Annotated in this window: 16 protein-coding genes and 1 tRNA gene; 12 read left to right on the plus strand and 5 right to left on the minus strand. The window is 41.5% G+C overall.

Annotated elements, in window-relative coordinates:
• Nucleotides 1–9 precede the first annotated feature (9 nt).
• The 6 genes from E5N72_RS07760 to E5N72_RS07785 all read left to right on the plus strand — a co-directional run bounded on the left by E5N72_RS07760 (nucleotide 10) and on the right by E5N72_RS07785 (nucleotide 9,532).
• Nucleotides 10–2,451, plus strand: coding sequence for an HD domain-containing phosphohydrolase (locus E5N72_RS07760; RefSeq protein ID WP_135923943.1), 2,442 nt, complete (start codon nucleotides 10–12; stop codon nucleotides 2,449–2,451).
• A 122-nt stretch (nucleotides 2,452–2,573) separates the two neighbouring features.
• Nucleotides 2,574–5,750: an HD domain-containing phosphohydrolase gene (locus E5N72_RS07765; RefSeq protein WP_135923944.1), complete on the plus strand. Its 3,177-nt coding sequence runs from the start codon at nucleotides 2,574–2,576 to the stop codon at nucleotides 5,748–5,750.
• A gap of 90 nt (nucleotides 5,751–5,840) precedes the next feature.
• Entirely contained in the window at nucleotides 5,841–6,410 is a 570-nt protein-coding gene (locus tag E5N72_RS07770; protein ID WP_135923945.1) for an elongation factor P hydroxylase, read from the plus strand.
• Nucleotides 6,400–7,542, plus strand: a complete 1,143-nt coding sequence (locus tag E5N72_RS07775) for an ATP-NAD kinase family protein (protein ID WP_135923946.1) — start codon at nucleotides 6,400–6,402, stop codon at nucleotides 7,540–7,542. Before E5N72_RS07770 ends, E5N72_RS07775 begins: the two co-directional genes overlap by 11 nt.
• Before the next feature lie 2 nt (nucleotides 7,543–7,544).
• The gene (locus E5N72_RS07780; protein WP_135923947.1) at nucleotides 7,545–7,823 is read left to right on the plus strand and encodes a YfcL family protein; all 279 of its coding nucleotides are present in this window, start codon (nucleotides 7,545–7,547) and stop codon (nucleotides 7,821–7,823) included.
• A 149-nt stretch (nucleotides 7,824–7,972) separates the two neighbouring features.
• Nucleotides 7,973–9,532: an AbgT family transporter gene (locus E5N72_RS07785; protein ID WP_135923948.1), complete on the plus strand. Its 1,560-nt coding sequence runs from the start codon at nucleotides 7,973–7,975 to the stop codon at nucleotides 9,530–9,532.
• A gap of 135 nt (nucleotides 9,533–9,667) precedes the next feature.
• Here the strand turns inward: E5N72_RS07785 and E5N72_RS07790 are convergent, their stop codons facing one another.
• The 3 genes from E5N72_RS07790 to E5N72_RS07800 all read right to left on the minus strand — a co-directional run bounded on the left by E5N72_RS07790 (nucleotide 9,668) and on the right by E5N72_RS07800 (nucleotide 12,464).
• Nucleotides 9,668–11,485, minus strand: a complete 1,818-nt coding sequence (locus E5N72_RS07790; RefSeq protein WP_135923949.1) for a DEAD/DEAH box helicase — start codon at nucleotides 11,483–11,485, stop codon at nucleotides 9,668–9,670.
• Nucleotides 11,486–11,632: 147 nt separating this feature from the next.
• Nucleotides 11,633–11,896: a GrxA family glutaredoxin gene (locus E5N72_RS07795; protein WP_054553185.1), complete on the minus strand. Its 264-nt coding sequence runs from the start codon at nucleotides 11,894–11,896 to the stop codon at nucleotides 11,633–11,635.
• A 109-nt stretch (nucleotides 11,897–12,005) separates the two neighbouring features.
• The gene (locus E5N72_RS07800) at nucleotides 12,006–12,464 is read right to left on the minus strand and encodes a TlpA disulfide reductase family protein (RefSeq protein WP_240704505.1); all 459 of its coding nucleotides are present in this window, start codon (nucleotides 12,462–12,464) and stop codon (nucleotides 12,006–12,008) included.
• A 329-nt stretch (nucleotides 12,465–12,793) separates the two neighbouring features.
• Here E5N72_RS07800 and E5N72_RS07805 point away from each other — a divergent pair, with 329 nt between their 5' ends.
• Nucleotides 12,794–13,240: an Hsp20 family protein gene (locus E5N72_RS07805; RefSeq protein WP_135923951.1), complete on the plus strand. Its 447-nt coding sequence runs from the start codon at nucleotides 12,794–12,796 to the stop codon at nucleotides 13,238–13,240.
• Nucleotides 13,241–13,318: 78 nt separating this feature from the next.
• On the opposite strand, the gene E5N72_RS07810 is transcribed toward E5N72_RS07805, so the two are convergent.
• Entirely contained in the window at nucleotides 13,319–14,875 is a 1,557-nt protein-coding gene (locus E5N72_RS07810; protein WP_135923952.1) for a cryptochrome/photolyase family protein, read from the minus strand.
• 129 nt (nucleotides 14,876–15,004) lie between these two features.
• Between E5N72_RS07810 and E5N72_RS07815 the strand changes: the two genes are divergently transcribed.
• Complete coding sequence (locus E5N72_RS07815; RefSeq protein ID WP_135923953.1) at nucleotides 15,005–15,784, plus strand: hypothetical protein; 780 nt, start codon at nucleotides 15,005–15,007, stop codon at nucleotides 15,782–15,784.
• Here E5N72_RS07815 and E5N72_RS20840 read toward each other — a convergent pair.
• Nucleotides 15,779–16,240, minus strand: a complete 462-nt coding sequence (locus E5N72_RS20840; RefSeq protein ID WP_135923954.1) for a globin — start codon at nucleotides 16,238–16,240, stop codon at nucleotides 15,779–15,781. The genes E5N72_RS07815 and E5N72_RS20840 overlap by 6 nt on opposite strands.
• A 245-nt stretch (nucleotides 16,241–16,485) precedes the next feature.
• Here E5N72_RS20840 and E5N72_RS07825 point away from each other — a divergent pair.
• The 4 genes from E5N72_RS07825 to infB all read left to right on the plus strand — a co-directional run bounded on the left by E5N72_RS07825 (nucleotide 16,486) and on the right by infB (nucleotide 21,534).
• Nucleotides 16,486–16,562: transfer RNA gene (locus E5N72_RS07825), tRNA-Met, on the plus strand.
• Nucleotides 16,563–16,857: 295 nt separating this feature from the next.
• Nucleotides 16,858–17,313, plus strand: coding sequence for a ribosome maturation factor RimP (gene rimP, locus E5N72_RS07830; RefSeq protein ID WP_062569821.1), 456 nt, complete (start codon nucleotides 16,858–16,860; stop codon nucleotides 17,311–17,313).
• Nucleotides 17,314–17,351: 38 nt separating this feature from the next.
• Nucleotides 17,352–18,851 (plus strand): transcription termination factor NusA, encoded by a 1,500-nt coding sequence (nusA, locus tag E5N72_RS07835; protein WP_135923955.1) that lies wholly within the window; start codon nucleotides 17,352–17,354, stop codon nucleotides 18,849–18,851.
• Between the two features lie 25 nt (nucleotides 18,852–18,876).
• Nucleotides 18,877–21,534, plus strand: coding sequence for a translation initiation factor IF-2 (infB, locus tag E5N72_RS07840; RefSeq protein WP_135923956.1), 2,658 nt, complete (start codon nucleotides 18,877–18,879; stop codon nucleotides 21,532–21,534).
• Nucleotides 21,535–21,563: the final 29 nt, after the last annotated feature.

Genomic DNA, 21,563 nt, shown 5'->3' on the forward strand with positions numbered 1-21,563 from the left:
AGCCGCAATATGCTACCAGGCCAACCTAAGGGCTTTAAAGTTCCAATTCGCGTCAGTGTGTTACTGGTGTTTGCCTTGGCAAGTTTATTAACAGGGATTGTGGCAATTAGTCTCCATTATTACTTTAGTGAAAAGTTTGTACTGCAGACAAAAACGGACCAATTTAAGCAGACCAGTCAACAAATAGCAGACCATATCTCGAGAATAAATCATCGGGTTGATAATACGCTCAGCGTAATGATCCATGATACTCGACTCTTTTCTGAAGATAGCAAGGATAAAGACACCTTGCGTAATGTGTTGATAGAGGTACTAAGTCGACATGCGGATTTTTACTCATTAATTCTTGCGCATCAAAATGGTGATATGCTGCAAGTAATTAATTTAAAAGGTGATGCAACCTTACCCGCTAGTTTTCAAATCCGGCCTTTGGAGCGTTGGTTGATTTATAAAGTCTCCGGGCAAGGTGATGCTCGCAAAACCGTAAAGTTATTCTTGGATGAAAGCCTTTCGGTTATTAGAGTCAAAGAAGAAAAAACTGACTATGATCCTCGTACCCGAAAGTGGTTTAAGGAAGCCTCTAGTGAGTCAGTCTCAAAGTCTGAGCAGTATGTTTTTAATCTATTAGAAATGCCGGGCTATACCTATTCAATACAGTCAGCAGACACAGGTGATGTACTTGCACTTGATATAGCCAGCTCCAGTTTGAGCCACTTTCTTGTAGAGCAACAACTTAAAATGCAGTTCTTAGTTTCTTCTGAAATGTATGTTTACCGGGGTGATGGCGAAATCATCGCAGCAAGTCGTAATCAAAGTCAGCAACGAACATTCGACGACTTATCTGCGCTTATTCGACTTGATGAGCAACAACCTGGGCTTGCCAATAAAAAGCAACAGTTCGGTAAAATGCTTGATGTGCACGAAAATGGTCAAGAAAAATATATGTTTGTAGTGCCATTGCCACTTAGTGGCGATATGCACTCTGATGAAGTGGATTACTTTACAGTGCTAGTTGCGAAAGAAGATGTGCTAGCAATTATTAAAGAGAAAATCAGAATCTCAATTTTAGTCACAGGGTTATGTTTATTGTTACTTTTGCCCGTATCGTGGTTTTTTGCATCTTCGATTGTTAATCCTATTTTGAAATTGGTGGGCGAAAATAAAAAAATCCAACAGCGTGATTACAATGAGGTTTCTACACTTTCGAGCCATATTCTAGAGATTCATTATTTAGCCAGTTCTATGGTTGATATGAGTCGCTCAATTGAGCAGCATGAAAACTCGCAAAAAGCGTTAATGGAATCTTTTATTGAGCTTATAGCGCAAGCAATTGATGATAAATCACCTTACACGGCAGGGCATTGTGAGCGGGTGCCAGAGCTCGGTATTTGGCTTGCTGATGCAGCATCAGATTCAAAGGATGAGGCGTTTTCTGAGTTTAGTTTTAAAACCCCAGATGAACGACGAGAGTTTCGTTTAGCAGCATGGTTGCATGACTGCGGTAAAATTACTACGCCAGAACATATTGTTGATAAAGGCACTAAGCTGGAAACAATTTACAACCGAATTCATGAAGTTCGTATGCGCTTTGAAGTACTGCTGCGAGATGCAAAACTAGACTACTACGAAAAACTGCTTGTAAACCCAGAACAAAAACAGCAGTTACAACAGCAATTAGACGCTGAGATTGAAAAGTTGCATGCAGATTTTAGCTTTATTGCGGCATGTAATGTCGGCGGAGAGTTTATGGATGAGTCGCAATTAAATCGTTTACATCAGATTGCCAGCATCAAGTGGTATCGTCACTTCGATGCTAGTCTTGGTTTATCGCCACTTGAAGAGTTGCGCATGGTAAACCTTAAAGATCAAACTTTGCCTGTTGAAGAATCACTATTGAGTGATAAACCAAATGATTTAATTCCTCATGAAAAGGCCATTGATTACGAACCTGATTTAGGGATAAAAATGACAATCCCTGAGTATAAATACAATCTAGGTGAGATTTATAATTTATCTATTTCACGCGGTACGCTTACTGCTGAGGATAGGTTTAAAATTAATGAACATGTTATCAGTACTATTCGCATGCTTTCTAATGTTCCTTTTCCGAAAGAGCTTGCTCGGATCCCACGCTATGCCTCGACGCATCATGAAACATTAAAAGGTACTGGATATCCTCGCCAATTAACTGCAAAAGATTTATCAATACCTGAACGAGTGTTAGTGCTGGCTGATATTTTTGAGGCTCTAACTGCGACAGATAGGCCGTATAAAAAAGCCAAGCCTCTGAGTGTTGCCGTTGATATTTTAGCGAAGATGGTCGATGACGAGCATATTGATCGTGATGTATTTGAGCTATTTTTAACCTCAGGCATATACCTAAAATATGCAAAACAGTTTTTAGATGAGTCGCAAATCGATTCGGTCGATATTCAAAAATATCTAAGATAATTATTTGCTTATGCTTTAGGCTAATATTGCAGTGTTTTTGTTTGTAATACAAAGTTATTGGTGTATACATATTATACAAGCTAATATTATTTACGAACAAAGCATTGCAAGGAGATGCATAAGTGCTGGTATCTGCTTTTCAAAAACTCAAACAAACAATACGTTTCTCGATTCGTCTTACCGTTGTTGCGGTGTTCGTATTAGCCACCTCATTAACAGCCCTGATTGCAATTAGTCTGCAATATTATTTCAGTGAAAAAATGGCCTTAGAAGCCAGTGTTAAAAACTTTAATTTAGCCACTGGCTCTGTCGCTGATTACCTTACCGGTGTCAATGAAAAGTCGGAAAACACGCTAAGTGTAATGGTACAAAACAGTAGCCTTATCAGTGCCGACAGCGAAGATAAAAGTGAACTGAGAAATGTCATGAGTGAAATCATGCAGCTCAATCCATTGTTTTATGCCTTGTATGTTGGCTATGAAAATGGTGACTTTTATGAATTAATAAATTTAGAAAGTAGTGAAATAGTTCGTCAGCAGTTGCAAGCCATCGAAGCAGATCGCTGGGTCGTGATCCACATTACCGGCGAAGGGGCTGAGCGTGTTCAGCACACCCATTATTTTGATCAGCAATTTAATTTACGCATTTCTCAAACTAAAGGTACCAGCTATGACCCCCGAGAGCGTTTGTGGTTTAAGCAAGCAAATTCTGCCCGAGTCAATAAAACCAAGCCGTATTTCTTTACCCACCTGCAAGCGCCCGGGCAAACCTATTCGATAAAGTCGGCAAGCGAAAACAGTGTCTTAGCGTTAGACGTTAGTTTGTCGAGCATCTCTGAATATTTAAGCAAACAGCAAAGTAAAATGAGCAGCCAGTATTTAAGTGAGCTGTATATATACAATAAAGAGGGTGAAATTGTTGCCTCTAATCAACAAAAAAATAGCTTACGTCTGCCAAGGCTTGAAAAATTGCCTCTGACTGAAGAGCAGCAAAGTGTATTGGCAAAGTATCCTTATTTAAGTGTTTCAAACGAAACTAACTGGCCGCCAATGGATTTTAGTGTTGGCGGTAACCCCAAAGGCTATAGCATTGATTACATTAATGGCTTGGCCAATATGCTCGGAATTAAAGTGACCTTTATCAATGGGTTTACTTGGTCTGAGTTTTTGAATCAATTTGCTAAAAAAGAAATAGATGTTATTCAGCCTATTTTTAAAACGCCTGCCAATGAGCCGCTTGGTATTATGAGCCAAACCATGGCAACCTTACCATTTAGTATTATTACTGCACAAGGTACGCTCCCAGTTGTTAGCATGAAGCAGTTGGCGGGTAAGCAGCTTGCAATTGGCGAAGGTTGGTCGGTGATCAAAGTGATCAAAGAGCACTTTCCCGACATCGACATTGTTGAGCTGCCAAGTACAAAAGCGGTACTTGATGCGGTAAGCCAAGGGCGGGTCTTTGCAGGCCTAGATAACGAGGCGGTGTTCAAATACACCCAAAAGCAGTTTTTTATTGATGGGCTTCAATATAATCAGCTTGATAGTTACAGCCATGACCTTTTACCCGATACGCTGCATTTACTGTTTCACCCTGAGGATGCAGCGCTTAAAGATTTAATTGATATGGCAATAGAGCAACTGCCAGATTCGTATATTGCAGCACTTGAGCGTAAATGGTTAGGAAGCGACCCCAATCAGCAACCACAAGTGATTGGCACCGTGCCTTACCCTGAATTTTTAACCTTAATAAAAGATAAAACAAACTTTGCCCATTTACGTTTGATGACTCTTAATGGGGTTGAAAAGTACGTATATATCACCCCGCTTTCTGAGATGGGCGATAATAGCGATTTCCTAGCGATAGTGGTGCCCAAAGAAGGTGTATTAAGCTCTACTCGCGAGAAAATTAAGCTGTCAATTTTAATCACTGCGGCATGCTTAATTATGGTTTTACCCGTGTCGTGGTTTTTTGCCTCACCTATCGTTGCACCAATTAAGACCTTAGAGGGCGAAAACTTAAAGATTAAACGGCGTCAATTTGACCAAGTTTCTACGCTAAAAAGCAGTATTAAAGAAATTAACAACCTATCTCGCTCTATGGTGCAAATGAGTCAATCGATTCAGCAACATGAGCAAAAGCAAAAGGCCCTAATGGAGTCATTTATTGAGCTTATCGCACAGGCTATCGATGATAAGTCTCCCTATACAGCAGGGCACTGCGAACGGGTACCAGAGCTTGGCATTATGCTAGCCAAAGCAGCTTCAAACTCAAATGAACATGCTTTTAAAGAGTTTGCGTTCAAAAATAAAGACGAGCTAAGAGAATTTAGTCTCGCAGCGTGGCTACATGACTGCGGTAAAATTACCACGCCAGAACATATCGTAGATAAAGGCACTAAGTTAGAAACAATATACAACCGTATACACGAAGTGCGTACACGTTTTGAAGTACTTTGGCGAGATGCAGAAATCGCTTATCTAAAAGCATTGCAAGCCACACCCGAAAAGCAGCTAGAGCTTGAAGCTGAACTTACTAAACGCCAAGCAGAGCTGCGGAGTGATTTTTCGTTTATCGCTACCTGTAATGTAGGGGGCGAGTTTATGGATGAAGCTAGCCTTGAGCGTTTAGAAGCGCTCAGCACTATTACTTGGCAGCGCTATTTTGACGATAAAATAGGCCTTTCGCCAGTTGAAGAGCTGCGAGTTCATAGCAATGATGAGCAACTCCCTGTAACTGAAAAGCTACTTTCAGATAGGCCTGAGCATTTGATTGCCCACGATAAACCAATTCACTATGATGAACGATTAGGGATAAAAGTAGATATTCCAGAGTATAAATATAACTTAGGAGAGTTATATAACTTACAGGTTCAGCGCGGTACTTTAACAAGTGAAGACCGATTTAAAATTAATGAGCATATTATTAGCACTATACGTATGCTCGATAATGTGCCGTTTCCTGAAGAGTTAGCCCGTGTGCCACGTTATGCCTCGACTCACCACGAAACTTTAAAAGGCACGGGGTATCCGCGTAAGTTGTCTGCGGATGATTTATCGATACCTGAGCGCGTGTTGGTGCTTGCTGATATATTTGAAGCATTGACCGCAGCCGACAGACCCTACAAAAAAGCCAAACCGCTGAGTGTTGCCATTGATATTTTAGCCAAGATGGTGGCCGATCAGCATGTTGATGAAGATGTATTCAAATTGTTCTTAACGTCAGGTATTTACCTTGAGTATGCAAAGCGCTATTTAAACCCAGAGCAAATCGATGATGTTGATATCGCAAAATACCTGTAACTGAGGGCGGTTGCTTTTACTTTAGGCTGAAAAGTCCGTACAATTCGCCTCGTTTTTAGTGACGCTTTTAACGAGACGAATTCAAGCCGTATGCATCAGATTGCTGACTTAATCACTATTTTTGAAAACACCTTTTATCAAAGTCATAATACACGTTTGATAAAAGGTGATGATGAACCTATTTACCTGCCTGCTGATGAGCAAACGCCTTATCATCAAATTGTATTTGCCCACGGCTTCTATGCCAGCGCCTTGCATGAGATTGCCCATTGGCTGGTGGCAGGAGAGGCACGTCGGTTAAAAGAAGATTATGGTTATTGGTATTGCCCAGATGGCCGTGATAAACACCAGCAAGCTGAATTTGAAGCGGTTGAAGTAAAACCGCAAGCTATTGAGTGGGCGCTCAGTACAGCAGCGGGTTTCGATTTTAATGTATCGGTTGATAATCTTAATGGCGAGCAAACCTGCCGATTTGACTTTCAAGCGCGGGTTCATCAGCAAGTATTGGATCTATTAGCATCTGGCTTTAATCAGCGCACAGAGGCGTTACTTAAAGCATTGAGCGATTTTTATAACACCCCATGGCCATTATCCGCTGCACAGTTTACGTGGCAGCGCGATTTTCATAGCAACCCAGGAGTTTTAGCTGATGCAGTTTAAATTAGGTTTGATTGTAAATCCGGTTGCCGGCTTAGGTGGCAGTGTGGCACTCAAGGGCAGTGATGGGGCAGATACCGCAGCAAAGGCAATGCAACTTGGCGCAGAGCCAAAAGCAAACTTACGCACCCGAGCGGCACTTGAGGTTCTGCTTGCACATCAAGATGAGTTAACCATTTACACTGTAAACGGTGAAATGGGTGAGCAAACGGCAAGCCAGCTTGGTTTTAATACTCACGTCATTTACCAAACAAATGAAATCACTACTCCTGATGACACAGAGCAGGCAGCCAAGCTATTGGTCGAGCAAGGTGTCGATCTTATTTTATTTGCTGGTGGTGACGGCACTGCTCGCAACATTTGTCACGCAGTTGGTGATAGCACACCTGTGTTGGGTATTCCTGCTGGCTGTAAAATACACTCTGGTGTTTATGCGATTACTCCAAAGGCAGCAGGTCGCGTTGTCGAAATGCTAGTAAAAGGTGAGCTTGTAAGCCTTGGTGATGCCGATGTGATGGATATCGACGAAGAAGCATTTCGCGAAGGCACGGTAAAAGCTAAGCGCTATGGTGAAATGCAAGTACCTAGTGAAGTGCGTTATGTGCAAGCAGTTAAAAATGGCGGCAAAGAAACCGATGAATTAGTCCTTGCTGATATTGCGGCTTATGTTGTTAGTGAAATGGATGAAGACTGTTTATATGTGATGGGCAGTGGTTCAACCGTGGCTGCAATAATGGAAGAAATGGGCCTTGAAAATACCTTGTTAGGTGTTGATTTAGTGGCTGATCAAGAACTCGTTGCACAGGATTTAACGGCTCAGCAATTACTTGAGCTTACCGAAGGTAAAGCGACTAAATTAGTGATTACCTTAATTGGTGGCCAAGGCCATATATTCGGCAGAGGAAATCAGCAATTAAGCCCTGCACTTATTCGTGCTATTGGTCGTGACAATATTATTGTAGTGGCGACTAAAACTAAATTACAGGCCTTAAATGGCCGACCGCTGATTGCCGATACCGGTGATAGTGAGTTAGACGATGAATTAAGTGGTTATATACGCGTAACCACCGGTTTTAATGACCATATTATGTATGCAGTGGGTCATCAAGATGGGCTGCACCCAGAGGAGAAGTAACAATGAGTTTAGTAAGTTATATTGATGCAGCGCAGCAATATTTTGATGATTTAGTTGATAAAGCGACTGACGACGAACTGTTTGCGGGTGGCTATTTACGTGGTCACTTTGACTTAGCGGTAGGTTATGCACAAGTAGAAGAATTAAACTTGTCAATTGAGGAACTTAACAATCAAGTAGAATCAAGCTTAGTTAAAGCTTACCGTAATGGTGAGCTAAACGAAGAAGATAAAGAGCTTGTTGTGCGTTTGTGGGATGAAGTTAAAGCGCTAGCAGCTTAACTTAGTATCTAAACCAAATTTATAAAGCGACCTGTGTCGCTTTTTTTACAGCTAGACCTTAGCTTTATCAGTAAAGCTATTAACTTAAAATTTACCTTATTACTTAGATACGTTAAGGTTAACGAGAATTTTTTCTAGGGAATTTGAAAATGAATAACAATAATGATGTGCAAGCACAAAGCGGTGCGATAGCACGTTTTCTAAATACGATTGAAAGGGTGGGTAATAAACTGCCCGATCCGGCGATTATCTTCTTAGTCGCTATGCTATTAATTTGGTTTTTATCTTGGCTCTTTTCGGGCACCACATTTGACGCTATAGACCCACGCACAGGCGAAGCCATAGTTGTAAATAACTTACTTGCGGGTGATTCATTAGCCACCTTCTTATCGTCGATGGTGAAAACATTTACCAGCTTCGCCCCGCTTGGTGTGGTACTCGTTGCTATGTTAGGTGTCGGGGTTGCTGAGCATTCTGGCTTCATCAACACTGGCCTTAAGTTAATGCTAAAAGTAACACCAAAACAGCTTTTAACGCCTTCTATTATTTTAGTGGCGATTGTCAGTCATACCGCCACTGATGCCGGTTATGTGTTAGTTATCCCATTGGCTGGGGTTATTTTCTATGCGATGGGTCGTCACCCGCTTGCCGGTATTGCTGCAGCGTTTGCTGGGGTAAGTGGTGGCTTTAGCGCAAACTTTATTCCATCAGGCATTGACCCGTTACTACAAAGCTTTACCCAAAGTGCGGCGCAAATTATTAATCCTGATATGGCAATAAACCCGCTTAATAACTGGTTTTTTACCTCGGCTTCGAGCCTATTTATTATCTTATTAGGCTGGTATATCACAGATAAAATCATCGAGCCGCGCTTACAAAACACGCCACTTGATGGTGACACACAAGATTTACCTGCCTTTGATGAAGCGCGCAGTGATGAAAAACGAGCGTTTTATATTGCAAGCACAGTGATGATTGCAGGCCTTGCTTTACTTTGGTTTGTCTCAGCCCCAGCCGATTCAGCAATGCGAAGCAGCGATGGCTCATTAACTAACTTCCGCTCACCGTTAATGCAATCAATTGTACCGCTTATTTTCTTACTGTTTTGGATCCCAGGCGCCGTCTACGGTTTTGCAGTGGGTACCTTCAAAAGTTCTAAAGATATGATAGATGCCATGAGTAAAGCTATGAGCGGTATGGCTTACTATATTGTTATGGCGTTCTTCTGTGCGTTATTTATTGCCGCATTTAGTAAATCAAACCTTGGCGCATTACTTGCGATTGAGGGTGCAGAGCTACTTAAAGCAATGGCACTGCCAAGCTCAGTCACTGTGGTAGGTATTATCTTCTTAACGGCATTCGTTAACCTATTTGTTGGCTCAAGCTCAGCAAAATGGGCGCTGTTAGGGCCAATCTTTGTTCCAATGTTGATGCAACTGGGCATTTCACCTGATTTAACGCAAGCTGCGTATCGTGTAGGTGACTCAAGCTCGAATATCATCACGCCACTGATGCCATACTTCCCATTGGTTGTAGTGTACTGTCAGAAGTATGTTAAAGGCACAGGTATCGGTACCTTAATTGCGATGATGTTACCTTATTCAATCGCCTTCTTAATCGGCTGGAGCATCTTCTTACTTGCGTACTGGGGCTTAGGTATCCCACTAGGTCTCCAATCAAGCTACGCATACCCAGCCATTGGTTCATAATGATTAAGTTGTAAAGCCTCAGCAATCCAGCTTGAGGCTTTAAAAACTGCGGTCTGATAGCTGACAGCTTTACTACAGACACAAAAAAACCTTGTCACTCTCATGACAAGGTTTTTTTATTGCTTACAGCTTACATTAGTTAGCTGTGAAGCTCACTGGACGACGCTCTTTACGAGGGCCACCACGTTTTTCACCACGGTCTTTGAAGTTACGCTTTTTATCACCACGGTCACCACTTGGGCGTTCTGCACGAGGAGCAGCAGGACCTTGATCTTGCGTTAGCGTCATATTCATCGGACGTTTACAGATAAATACCTTTTGGAAGTGATCAAGCACATCTTTTGGCATGTTCTGTGGTAACTGTACTGTGCTGTGGCTGTCGTGTAAGCGAATATCACCAATAAACTTGCTTGAGATATCAGCTTCATTAGCAATCGCACCAACAATGTTTTTAACTTGTACACCGTGCTCGCGACCTACTTCGATACGGTAAGTATCCATAGGACCCATGCTGCGGCTATTGCGCTCGCGCGGTTCACGAGGTTTACGCTCGCGTGCAGAACGCTCACCACCACGATCACCACGTTCGTTGCGACGACGGTCGCCACGTTCGCTGCGTTCGCCACGCGGTTGAACTTTAACTTCTTCAACCTTGATTGGTGATTGTTGCTGCGCTAAACAAAGTAACGCACCTGCTAAGTCTTCAGTACTTAACTCAAGTTTTTCAGCCATGTTAGCAGCTACTTGATTAAAGAACGTAATGTCTTTGTTTTCAAGCGCAATTGTTAACTTGTCTTGAAGTGCTTTAATACGCTTTTCTTCAACGACTTTTGCAGTTGGCAAGTCAACTTGTGCGATCTCTGATTTCGTATGACGAATGATATTTTTAAGTAAATAACGCTCGTTGTGTTTTACGAAAAGAATCGCTTTACCTGTACGACCTGCACGACCTGTACGGCCGATACGGTGAACGTAGGCTTCAGAGTCTTGCGGGATATCGTAGTTGATAACTAAGCTTAAACGGTCTACATCAAGACCACGTGCAGCAACGTCTGTTGCAATAACGATATCAACTAGGCCGTTTTTCAAACGGTCTACTGTACGTTCACGTGCTTGTTGGTTCATGTCACCATTAAGTGGTGCCGCAGAGAAACCTTCGCGCTCAAGTAATTCAGCTAACTGTACCGTGTCGTTACGCGTACGTACGAAAACAATTGCACCATCGTATTCTTCAGCTTCTAAAAAGCGAACGATTGCTTTGTTTTTGTGCACATGTGCATTCCAAAATACTTGCTCAACTGTTGATACAGTTGAATTACGAGCAGAAATATGAACTTGCTCAGGCTCATTCATGTACTTGCTGCTAATATTTTGGATTTGCTTAGGCATGGTCGCAGAGAAAAGACATGTTTGCTTTTCACGTGGCGTTTTCTCCATGATGCTTTCTACATCATCAATGAAGCCCATGCGTAACATTTCGTCTGCTTCATCAAGAACAAGGGCTTGTAAGCTCTCAAACTTGATTGTGCCACGGTTAATGTGGTCAATTAAGCGGCCCGGCGTTGCAACAATAATTTGCGCGCCACGACGAAGTGCACTTAGTTGGATGCTGTAGCTTTGGCCACCATATAGGGCTAAAACTTCCACACCACGAGTATGCTTAGCATATTGTTCGAATGCCTCAGCTACTTGGATCGCAAGTTCACGCGTAGGCGTTAAAACAAGGATCTGTGGCTGCTTCACAGACGGGTCAATATTATTTAGTAACGGCAGTGCAAATGCTGCTGTTTTACCTGTACCCGTTTGCGCTAGTCCCAGTACGTCCTTTCTTTCTAGCAATAACGGTATACATTGAGCTTGGATTTCAGATGGAGTCTTGTAACCCAACTCTTCAACTGCTTTAAGGATTGCAGGAGAAAGATTTAGAGATTCAAACGTGACTGGTTCTGACATTAATACGCCTCAACGAATTTAAAGAGGCGCGCATTGTATAGGAAATACAAGGCAATTGCTTGTATAAATTACAACTAATTTGTATGTGGTTGATGTTGGTCATAATTTAATCAATTTAAATTTGCAAAAATCAACCACGTTTACAATTTATTGATATAACCCTAAATTTTCTTTAGCGTATGCTTCGAACTCAGTGAAGCCACCAATGTGGGCTTGGTCAATAAAAATCTGTGGTACGGTTGGGCAAGGTTTGCCAGCAGACTGCTCTAAATCTGCTTTGCTGATCCCTTCTTTGATGATATCGATATAGCGGTATTTAAAATCATCACGCTCATTAGCTAGTTTTTCAGCAACGTCTTTTGCACGTACACAGTATGGGCAGCCTTCACGGCCAAAAATTACAGTTAACATATCGCTCTCCTCGAGTTTGTCTGGTTATCATCTTAACGAATTAAATGAATAAAAACAGTGCATAAAATCGATTGTACTGTTCTATTTTTTCTCAGCAAATGTGATTGAGCTAATCAAGTGTGCGTATTCTGAGGCCAAGCTCTGTTGAGTAACCCATAGAATGCGCAGTGATAGCCAGCTGCTCATCAATAACATAATAAGTTGGGTAGGCACTGATTTTATAATCTTGGCCTGTACTTTTACTGCCAAGTAACACAGGCATGGTTAATTCGAGTGAATCAGTAAACTGTCTTACTTCAGTAATATTCTCATAATCGAGGGCAATCGCTATCGCATTTAACTTACCTTGCTGATAGGCAGTTTCTAAATTTGGCATACTGTAGCGGCAAATTGAGCACCATGGCGCAAAGAAATACACCACTGTTTGCTTTCCTTGTAATTGTGCAATGGTCATTCGCTCTGTCGGGTCTTTTAACGTGGCCAAATTAAAATAGGGGGCAGGGGTTTTATCAGTTGAGAGTAAATTTCGCTGCTGAAATGTGGTCACGGCATACACAATGGCTGCCATTAACACGACATTTTTTAGCACACTTAAAAATTTTTTTAAAAAAGTTGGATTTTTTTTCATTGTTATTTTGTACGTGGTTAGCCCTTTAAAATCAACTTATTCAGACCAGTTTGAGAGCACTTAACTTTCATTTAATTTAAAAAAATTGCAATTTTTTTTGCTAAAAATCTTGAAAAGAATTTACCCGCCCATAAATAGTTTAGTGAGGACGCCTGATGGGTCCCAAACAAACTAAAGTAATTGAAATATATAATATTAATTTAACTTTGTTAGCGCTGGTTCAATAGAAGAGCACTAACAAAATATCGCTTAAATATGAGGATATAATTATGCGTACAGTAGACTTATCACCACTTTATCGTTCATTCATCGGCTTCGATCATTTAGCATCATTAATGGATGCGGCAGCTCGTACAGACAAGCAGCCAAGTTTTCCTCCGTATAACATCGAAGCACTCGATAAAGACAAATATCGTATCACTATGGCTGTAGCTGGTTTTAGTGAAAGTGAACTGACCATCGAGTCAGAAAACAACACATTAAAAGTCAGTGGCACAAAAGCTGACAAAGAAGACAATGCAGAGCGTAAGTTCATTCATCAAGGCATTGCTGAGCGTAACTTTGAACGTAAGTTCCAATTAGGCGACCACGTTAAAGTACTAGGCGCTGACCTTGAAAACGGCTTACTAAGTATCGATTTACAACGTGAAATTCCAGAAGCGCTGAAACCACGTAAAATCGAAATTGGTAATGGTAAATTACTCGAGAATAAGTAATTTTATACTTATCAACAAAGCATTGTTTCCCTAGTTATTTGTTAGTAATAAGCCGCCTCAATTGAGGCGGCTTTTTTATTACAGCTTTTCTAAATTATTTAAACACCAGTTGGCTCGCTCAAGCGTCGCTTGCTGAAGAGCTTCATCTTGTTTATACCAGTTTTTATAGATCATACCGATCCGTGGGTTTTGCGATAACTGTTCCTCATGCTCTAACATAAAGTGCCAATATAAACTGTTAAATGGGCACGCATCGTCAGTGGTTTTCTCTTTTACTTTGTAGCTGCAGTGCTTGCAGTAATCACTCATTTTATTAATGTAATTGCCACTAGCAGCATAGGGTTTAGTGGCAATTAACCCACCATCAGCAAACTGACTCATTCCCCGAGTATTGGGCATTTCAACCCATTCAATAGCATCGATGTAAATACCTAGATACCATGCATCAACTTCAGTTGGCTCGATTGCGGTCAATAAGCAAAAATTCCCAGTGACCATTAAGCGTTGTATGTGATGGGCATAAGCTGTTTCAAGGCTTTGTTTGATGGCATGCTGCATACAATTCATGTTTGTTTTACCATGCCAAAAATACTCTGGCAGGGAACGCTGTGCATTTAAGTGATTTTTTTCACTGTATTGAGGCATATTCTGCCAGTAAATCCCTCTTACATACTCGCGCCAGCCGAGGATTTGTCTAATGAATCCTTCAACTTGCGCAATATCTATATCATCAGTATGTTGCTCGTAGGTGTCTAACACTTGTTTAATGACTTGCATCGGATGCAGCATCTTGGTGTTAAGAGCAAATGACAAGCGGCTGTGATACAAAGACCATTGATGCTGTGAATTGCAGGTCATTGCGTCTTGAAATTGGCCAAAATGGGGCAGCAGGTTTTCACAAAAAAAACGCAGCAGTTGTTTGGCATCATTACGAGTAGTTGGCCACAGCAAAGTTTTTCCGCATTCGCCAAATGTATTTACTTTATGTTTTTCGATACGTTTTAAGATGTGGCTCACGTCATGGCTAAAACATAATGGAGCTGGGATTTTATCAAGGTCGTTTTGTTTTAACTTATTTCTGTTTTGCTGGTCAAAATTCCATTGCCCGCCGCAAGGTTGATTATCGTCGTCTATGAGAATATTAAAGCGCTTTCTCATTGCACGATAGAAAAATTCCATTTTGACGTGTTTATCTTTTTTAAAGTGCGTACTTATATCTTCAAACGGCAGTAGAAAGTGCTCTGTATCATAGCCTTTGACGTCTAAATCACTTTGCTCAGCAAATTCTGACATTTGTTTTTTTAGTCTGAACTCATCAGGGTATTGATATTCAATAGTGCTGCATTGATAGTGTTTGGCCAGTCGGGTCAACAATTCACACAAGGTGCTGTCATCTTTTGTATCATCAAGCGTAAGGAGTAGGCAATTTAACCCGACTTTATCAAGCGCCTTAGCAAAGTTTTCCATGGCTGCGAAGAATGCTGCTACCTTTTGGATATGGTGCTTCACATAGTTTGTTTCTTGTTTTAATTCGGCAACAACATATAGTATATGTTGTTGATCTTGCTCTTTGTACCAGCTGTGGTTGGCGTTTAGCTGGTCGCCAAAAATAAATCGGATGGTAGAAAATTGCACGCTGTGTATACCCAGTCTGAGGTAAATTATTCTTTACGACGTAAACCTGAATATCGATCTATTATAGAGTATGAATAGCTATTAGGGTGTTACCATTTAATTGATGTACACCACTACGGAAGGTGAAATATGAACAATAATGTCATTCAATTAGTAATTGCCATCACAGGGGTGTTGGCAAGTTCAATTGCAAATGCGGCCATTTACAAGTGCGAGCATGATGGTACTGTTGAATTTAGTCAGCAACCATGTGGTGTTGATGCAAAGCTGATAGTTATCGAAGACCATCAGCTTCAAACTAACCCTAACTCAGTACCTAAACCTGTCGCACTTGCTAAGCAAAATGATGAGCTTGATAGATATATTCGTTTGAAACAAATCGCTGTGAAAAAGGCTGAGCATTTCGATAAGATAGATACCTATACCGCGCGATTAAATAGTGAAATAGCTGCATTGAATAATCAGGCAGATGAGTACTTTCGCTCTTCATTTGGAGCAAAAAAGGCAGTCGCAGTAGCTGAACAAATGACTGCTGTTTCAGAGCGTTATAATTTATTAATCGATAATGAACAACGTAATATTGATAGGTTAAATGCAGAGCAAGCTAGCTTAGAGTCAACGCTATCAAAGACTGAAAACACCGAGATTGATAGCTATATTCGTAGTGAACAGATAAAGCGAAAAATGACTGAACACAAGAACAAGATAGACAGCTATTACGATGAATTGAATCAACAGATAGTCAAATTACAACAGCAAGCTGATAAACAGGCAATTAATCTTAGTAATGTGAATAAAGATTATGCGTTGTCCGCCAAAATGAGTGCAGTAACTAAAAAGTACAATACTCTAATTGCAGTAGAACAACGCCAATTAGACAGATTGAGTAATGAGCTGGTTAAATTATGAGGTTCGTCTTACTGCGAAATTGTCTTGCAGTGGTATGACATTGCTGTATGAAAACAAATAGCACTTAACGATATTTGCAAAAAGGCGAGTTGCTAATTGCCACGCATCTTTAAGTTGTTCACTCATAGGTTCTTGCATTGATTCAACGGTTTTCATAAAAGCATTCGTTAAATTATCTATATCTTGACTTGTTACGTTTAAAAAACTGAGGTTGTTGGCTAAGTATTCTATGAAAGGTGTTACTTGTTTCAAATCATCTAAGTGCATGACAACTTTATTCAAAGCACAAAAAAGCAGATAACTACGCCTATTAATACTTTCTTGACTGGGCAGGGTCATGTGTAAACTGTGCTTATTTGCCAGTGTGTGGAACTGTAAAGTAAATTGATGGAAATTAGGTTTTAAATGTTTAATGTTTTGCTGTAAAAGCCTTTTTTGTGCAGTGGATAAACTCATCGCAGCTCACTTATATAGTCTTGGCTATAGGTTGTTCTTATTATATGACTTAATATAGACCAGATTTAATAAAACAATAAATTTTATGACAATGCTGTCATAAAATTTTTAGGTAAAAAATAGTCTAACTAATTCATGCTGGAAGGTTGCTAATTGAGCGCTACATGCTTATAATGGCCGCCATTGAATTGAGGTGTTAATACTCGATTAGATGATATTAAGTAATTTACTTTAATATCGATTGGCGCGGGATGGAGCAGCCTGGTAGCTCGTCGGGCTCATAACCCGAAGGTCGTCGGTTCAAATCCGGCTCCCGCAACCAACTACATACTAAGGCATTTTAAATGCGCTTAGTGTGCTCAGTAATTAATTTACTGTATGAAGTCGCGCATTCTGGGTAATGCGCGTTTTGCGTTTAGGCTATCTAGTTTAATTTAGTCAGATATTTGACTCGCAACCAAGCTTGGCCCTAGGCCACACAGTTTTATGCTTTAGGTGTGACGCCCCGCTTGGTTCGGGGCGTTCTTGTATCTGGTCTAGCATGATGTGTTTTAATCATCATTAAACTCAGTATTTCAGGGCTTTGTGCCCTTTTTTTGTTTGTATGGAGGATTTTCGTGACAAAACTTGAGCAAGATTTAGTAACCATGCTCTCACCAGCCGTAGAAATGTTAGGCTTTGAGTTACATGGTCTTGAGTTTGTGCAAGCTGGTCGCCACTCTACATTACGTGTTTATATCGATCACGATGCAGGGATTACGGTTGACAATTGTGCCGACGTAAGTCGTCAAGTTAGCGCAATTTTGGATGTCGAAGATCCAATTACAAATGAATATGATTTGGAAGTGTCGTCTCCTGGTGTTGATCGTCCATTATTCAAACAAGATCATTACGAGAAGGCGCAAGGAGAAGAAGTACGCGTGCGTACTAAGCTTCCACAAGATGGTCGTCGTAACTTTAAAGGCGACTTAGTATCAGTTAGCAGTGATATGATCACACTTTCGGCAGATGGCACTGAGCATATGATTATGCTTAGTAATATCGAACGTGCGAACATCATCGCAAAGTTTTAATTCGAGTGCGAAGGAATAGGGCAAGCGAGGCATAACCCATGGCAAAAGAAATATTATTGGTTGCTGAAGCCGTCTCCAATGAGAAAGCGGTTCCAAAAGAAAAGATTTTTGAAGCGTTAGAGTTCGCATTAGCGACTGCTACAAAGAAAAAACACGATGGCGAAATTGATGTTCGCGTAGCAATTGATCGTAAAACAGGTAATTACGATACATTCCGTCGTTGGAAAATTGCAGAAGTTCTTGAAGATGGTTCATTAGAACATCCTTACAGCGAAATCACATTAGAAGCAGCACAAGTTGAAGACCCGTCTTTACAACTTGGTGATTACGTTGAAGAGCAAATCGAATCAATTAAATTTGACCGTATTACAACGCAAATGGCGAAGCAAGTTATCGTACAAAAAGTACGTGAAGCTGAGCGCGCACTTGTTGTTGAAGAATATAAAGATCAACAAGGTGAATTAGTAACAGGTGTTGTAAAAAAAGCAACACGTGACGCTATTATCCTTGACCTAGGTAACAATGCTGAAGCGGTTATTTACCGTGACGACATGCTACCGCGTGAAAACTTCCGTCCGGGTGACCGTATTCGTGGTTTACTTTACGAAGTAAAACCAGAAGCACGTGGAGCACAATTGTTCGTAACACGTTCTAAGCCTGAGATGCTAATGGAGTTATTCCGCATTGAGGTGCCAGAGATTGGCGAAGAAATGATTGAATTACGTGCCGCGGCGCGTGATCCTGGTTCTCGTGCAAAGATCGCTGTTAAATCAAACGACAAACGTATTGACCCTGTGGGTGCGTGTGTGGGTATGCGTGGTGCACGTGTACAAGCTGTTTCTACAGAGCTTGGCGGTGAGCGTGTTGATATCGTTCTTTACGATGACAACCCAGCTCAATTCGTTATTAATGCGATGGCACCAGCAGAAGTTGCGTCAATCGTAATGGACGAAGACACGCATTCAATGGATATCGCTGTAGAAGCAGATAACCTAGCGCAAGCAATCGGTCGTAACGGTCAGAACGTACGTCTTGCTAGCCAATTAACTGGCTGGGAATTAAACGTAATGACAGTTGATGAAATGCGTGAAAAGAATGAAGCTGAGTCTGATAAACTAATCAACTTATTCACTGAGTACCTAGATATTGATGATGAGTTTGCAACATTACTTATCAACGAAGGTTTCTCAACACTTGAAGAAGTTGCTTACGTTCCAGCATCAGAATTCTTAGAAATCGACGGTTTAGATGAAGAAACAGTTGATATCTTACGTTCACGTGCAAAAGACGCGTTAACAACAAAAGCGCTTAAGACAGAAGAAAGCCTTGAAGGTGCAGAGCCTGCAGAGGACTTACTTGCACTTGAAGGTCTTGAGCGTCACCTTGCATTTGTTATGGCAAGTAAAGGTGTAGTAACACTAGAAGATTTAGCAGAGCAAGGCATTGATGAGTTAGTGGATATCACTGAACTTTCAGAAGAAGAAGCTGGCAAGCTAATTATGGCTGCGCGTAACATTTGTTGGTTCGCAGAAGAGTAATTTATTAACGGAGGTATTACACACTATGGCAGAAGTAAATGTTGAAAAACTAGCCGGAGATATTGGTACAACTGTTGATAAACTACTACAGCAGCTTGAGCAAGCCGGTATTTCTAAAAAAGCAGGTGATATGGTAACTGAGTCTGAAAAGTCGACGTTACTTGACCACTTGAGCAAGCAGCATGGCGGTACGGGTTCTGAAGGCCCAGCCCGCATGACTTTGCAACGTAAAAGCAAAAGCACGCTTAGCGTGACTGGCTCAACAGGTAAAGCAAAGTCTGTCCAAGTTGAAGTACGTAAAACTCGTACTTATGTTAAGAAAAGCGCCATTGAGCAACAGCAAGAAGAAGAGCGTTTAGCTGCAGAAGAAGCTGCCCGTAAGGCAGCAGAGCTTAAAGCCCAGCAAGAAGCTGAGGAGCTTAAAGCGAAACAAGAGGCAGAACGTAAAGCGAAAGAAGAAGCTGACCGTAAAGCCAAAGAAGAGGCTAAACGCAAAGCTGAAGCTGAGCGTAAAGCGAAACAGAAGCAGATGACCCCAGAGCAAAGTGCTAAGTCTGAAAAAGATCGCGCCGAAGCTGAGCGTCTGCAAAAAGAAGCAGAAGAGGCCGCATTGAGAAAAGCTGAAGAAGAAGCGAAACGTCAAGCAGAAGAGGCAAGAAAGCTAGCTGAAGAAAATGAAGCTCGCTGGAAAAAGGAAGAAGAAGAGCGTAAGCAGCGTGAAGAAAACGCTGATCACCACCTTACAACTTCAACTTACGCACGTGAAGCAGAAGATGAGTCTGATGCACGTGAAGAGCAAAGCGCTCGTCGTAAGAAAAAGAAAAAAGGACCTCAAAAAGAGAAAATGCCTGTTGGTCCTAAAGGCAAAAAAGGCAAGCTTAAAGCACCAACGTCTTTACAACATGGTTTCCAAAAACCAACGGCTGACGTGAAAAACGAAGTTCGTATCAGTGAAACAATCACTGTTGCAGAGCTTGCATCACGTATGGCGGTTAAAGGTGCTGAAGTTGTTAAAACAATGATGAAGATGGGTGACATGGTTACCATCAACCAAGTGATCGACCAAGAAACAGCACAACTAGTTGCTGAAGAAATGGGCCACAAGGTTATCATCGTTAAAGAAAACGAATTAGAAGAGAAAGTACTAAGCGACCGTAGCGAAGAAGGTAAAGCCATTCCTCGTGCACCGGTTGTGACAGTAATGGGTCACGTTGACCACGGTAAAACGTCAACACTTGATTACATTCGTTCAGCAAAAGTTGCTTCTGGCGAAGCCGGTGGTATTACTCAGCACATTGGTGCATACCACGTTGAAACAAATGGTCACATGATCACATTCTTAGATACTCCGGGCCACGCCGCGTTTACATCAATGCGTGCTCGTGGTGCGAAAGCAACAGATATCGTTATTCTAGTTGTTGCTGCGGATGATGGTGTAATGCCACAAACTAAAGAAGCGGTTCAGCACGCCCGTGCTGCAGGCGTTCCTTTAATCATCGCAGTTAACAAGATGGATAAAGAAGGTATCGACCCAGATCGCGTTAAGAACGAGTTAGCTCAGTTAGACGTTATCCCTGAAGAGTGGGGCGGTGATACGCAATTTGTACACATCTCTGCAAAAACTGGTTTAGGTATCGATGACTTACTTGAAGCTGTATTAATGCAAGCTGAGATCTTAGAACTTACTGCACCAGCAGAAGGCATGGCGGCAGGTGTTGTAATTGAGTCACGTCTTGATAAAGGCCGTGGTCCAGTTGCGTCAATCCTAGTTCAGTCTGGTACGCTTAACCAAGGTGATATCGTACTTTGTGGTCTTGAATATGGCCGTGTACGTGCGATGAAAGATGAGAACGGTAAAGACATCAAGTCTGCAGGTCCATCTATCCCAGTTGAGATTTTAGGTCTATCTGGTATCCCTGCTGCGGGTGATGAAGCTACTGTTGTTAAAGATGAGCGTAAAGCGCGTGAAGTAGCACTTTATCGTCAAGGTAAATTCCGTGAAGTGAAGCTTGCTCGTCAACAAAAAGCGAAGCTTGAAAACATGTTTACTAACATGACGGAAGGCGATGTTTCAGAAGTTAACATCGTACTTAAAGCTGACGTACAAGGTTCGATTGAAGCGATTGCTGATTCACTAACTAAGCTTTCTACTGATGAAGTTAAAGTGAAGATTGTTGGTTCAGGTGTAGGTGGTATCACTGAAACTGATGCAACGCTTGCTGCGGCATCTAACGCAATCGTTGTTGGCTTTAACGTACGTGCTGATGCTTCAGCTCGTAAAGTGATTGAGTCAGAAAACCTAGACTTACGTTACTACAGCGTAATCTACAGCCTGATTGAAGAAGTTAAACAAGCGATGTCAGGTATGCTTGCTCCAGAATTTAAGCAAGAGATCATTGGTCTTGCTGAAGTTCGTGACGTGTTCAAGTCACCTAAGATTGGTGCAATCGCAGGTTGTATGGTTACTGAAGGTATCGTTAAGCGTAGCGCGCCTATCCGTGTACTTCGTGATAACGTGGTTATCTATGAAGGTGAACTTGAGTCACTACGTCGCTTTAAAGATGACGTACAAGAAGTACGTAACGGTATGGAATGTGGTATCGGCGTTAAGAACTACAACGATGTTAAAGTTGGCGACCAAATCGAGGTATTCGAGACGGTTGAAGTACAACGTTCACTTTAATTTCGTTTAAGTCACTATTTTAAATGGGG

This window comes from Pseudoalteromonas sp. MEBiC 03607 (assembly GCF_004792295.1).
In the GTDB taxonomy this organism is placed as follows: Bacteria; Pseudomonadota; Gammaproteobacteria; order Enterobacterales; family Alteromonadaceae; genus Pseudoalteromonas; species Pseudoalteromonas lipolytica_C.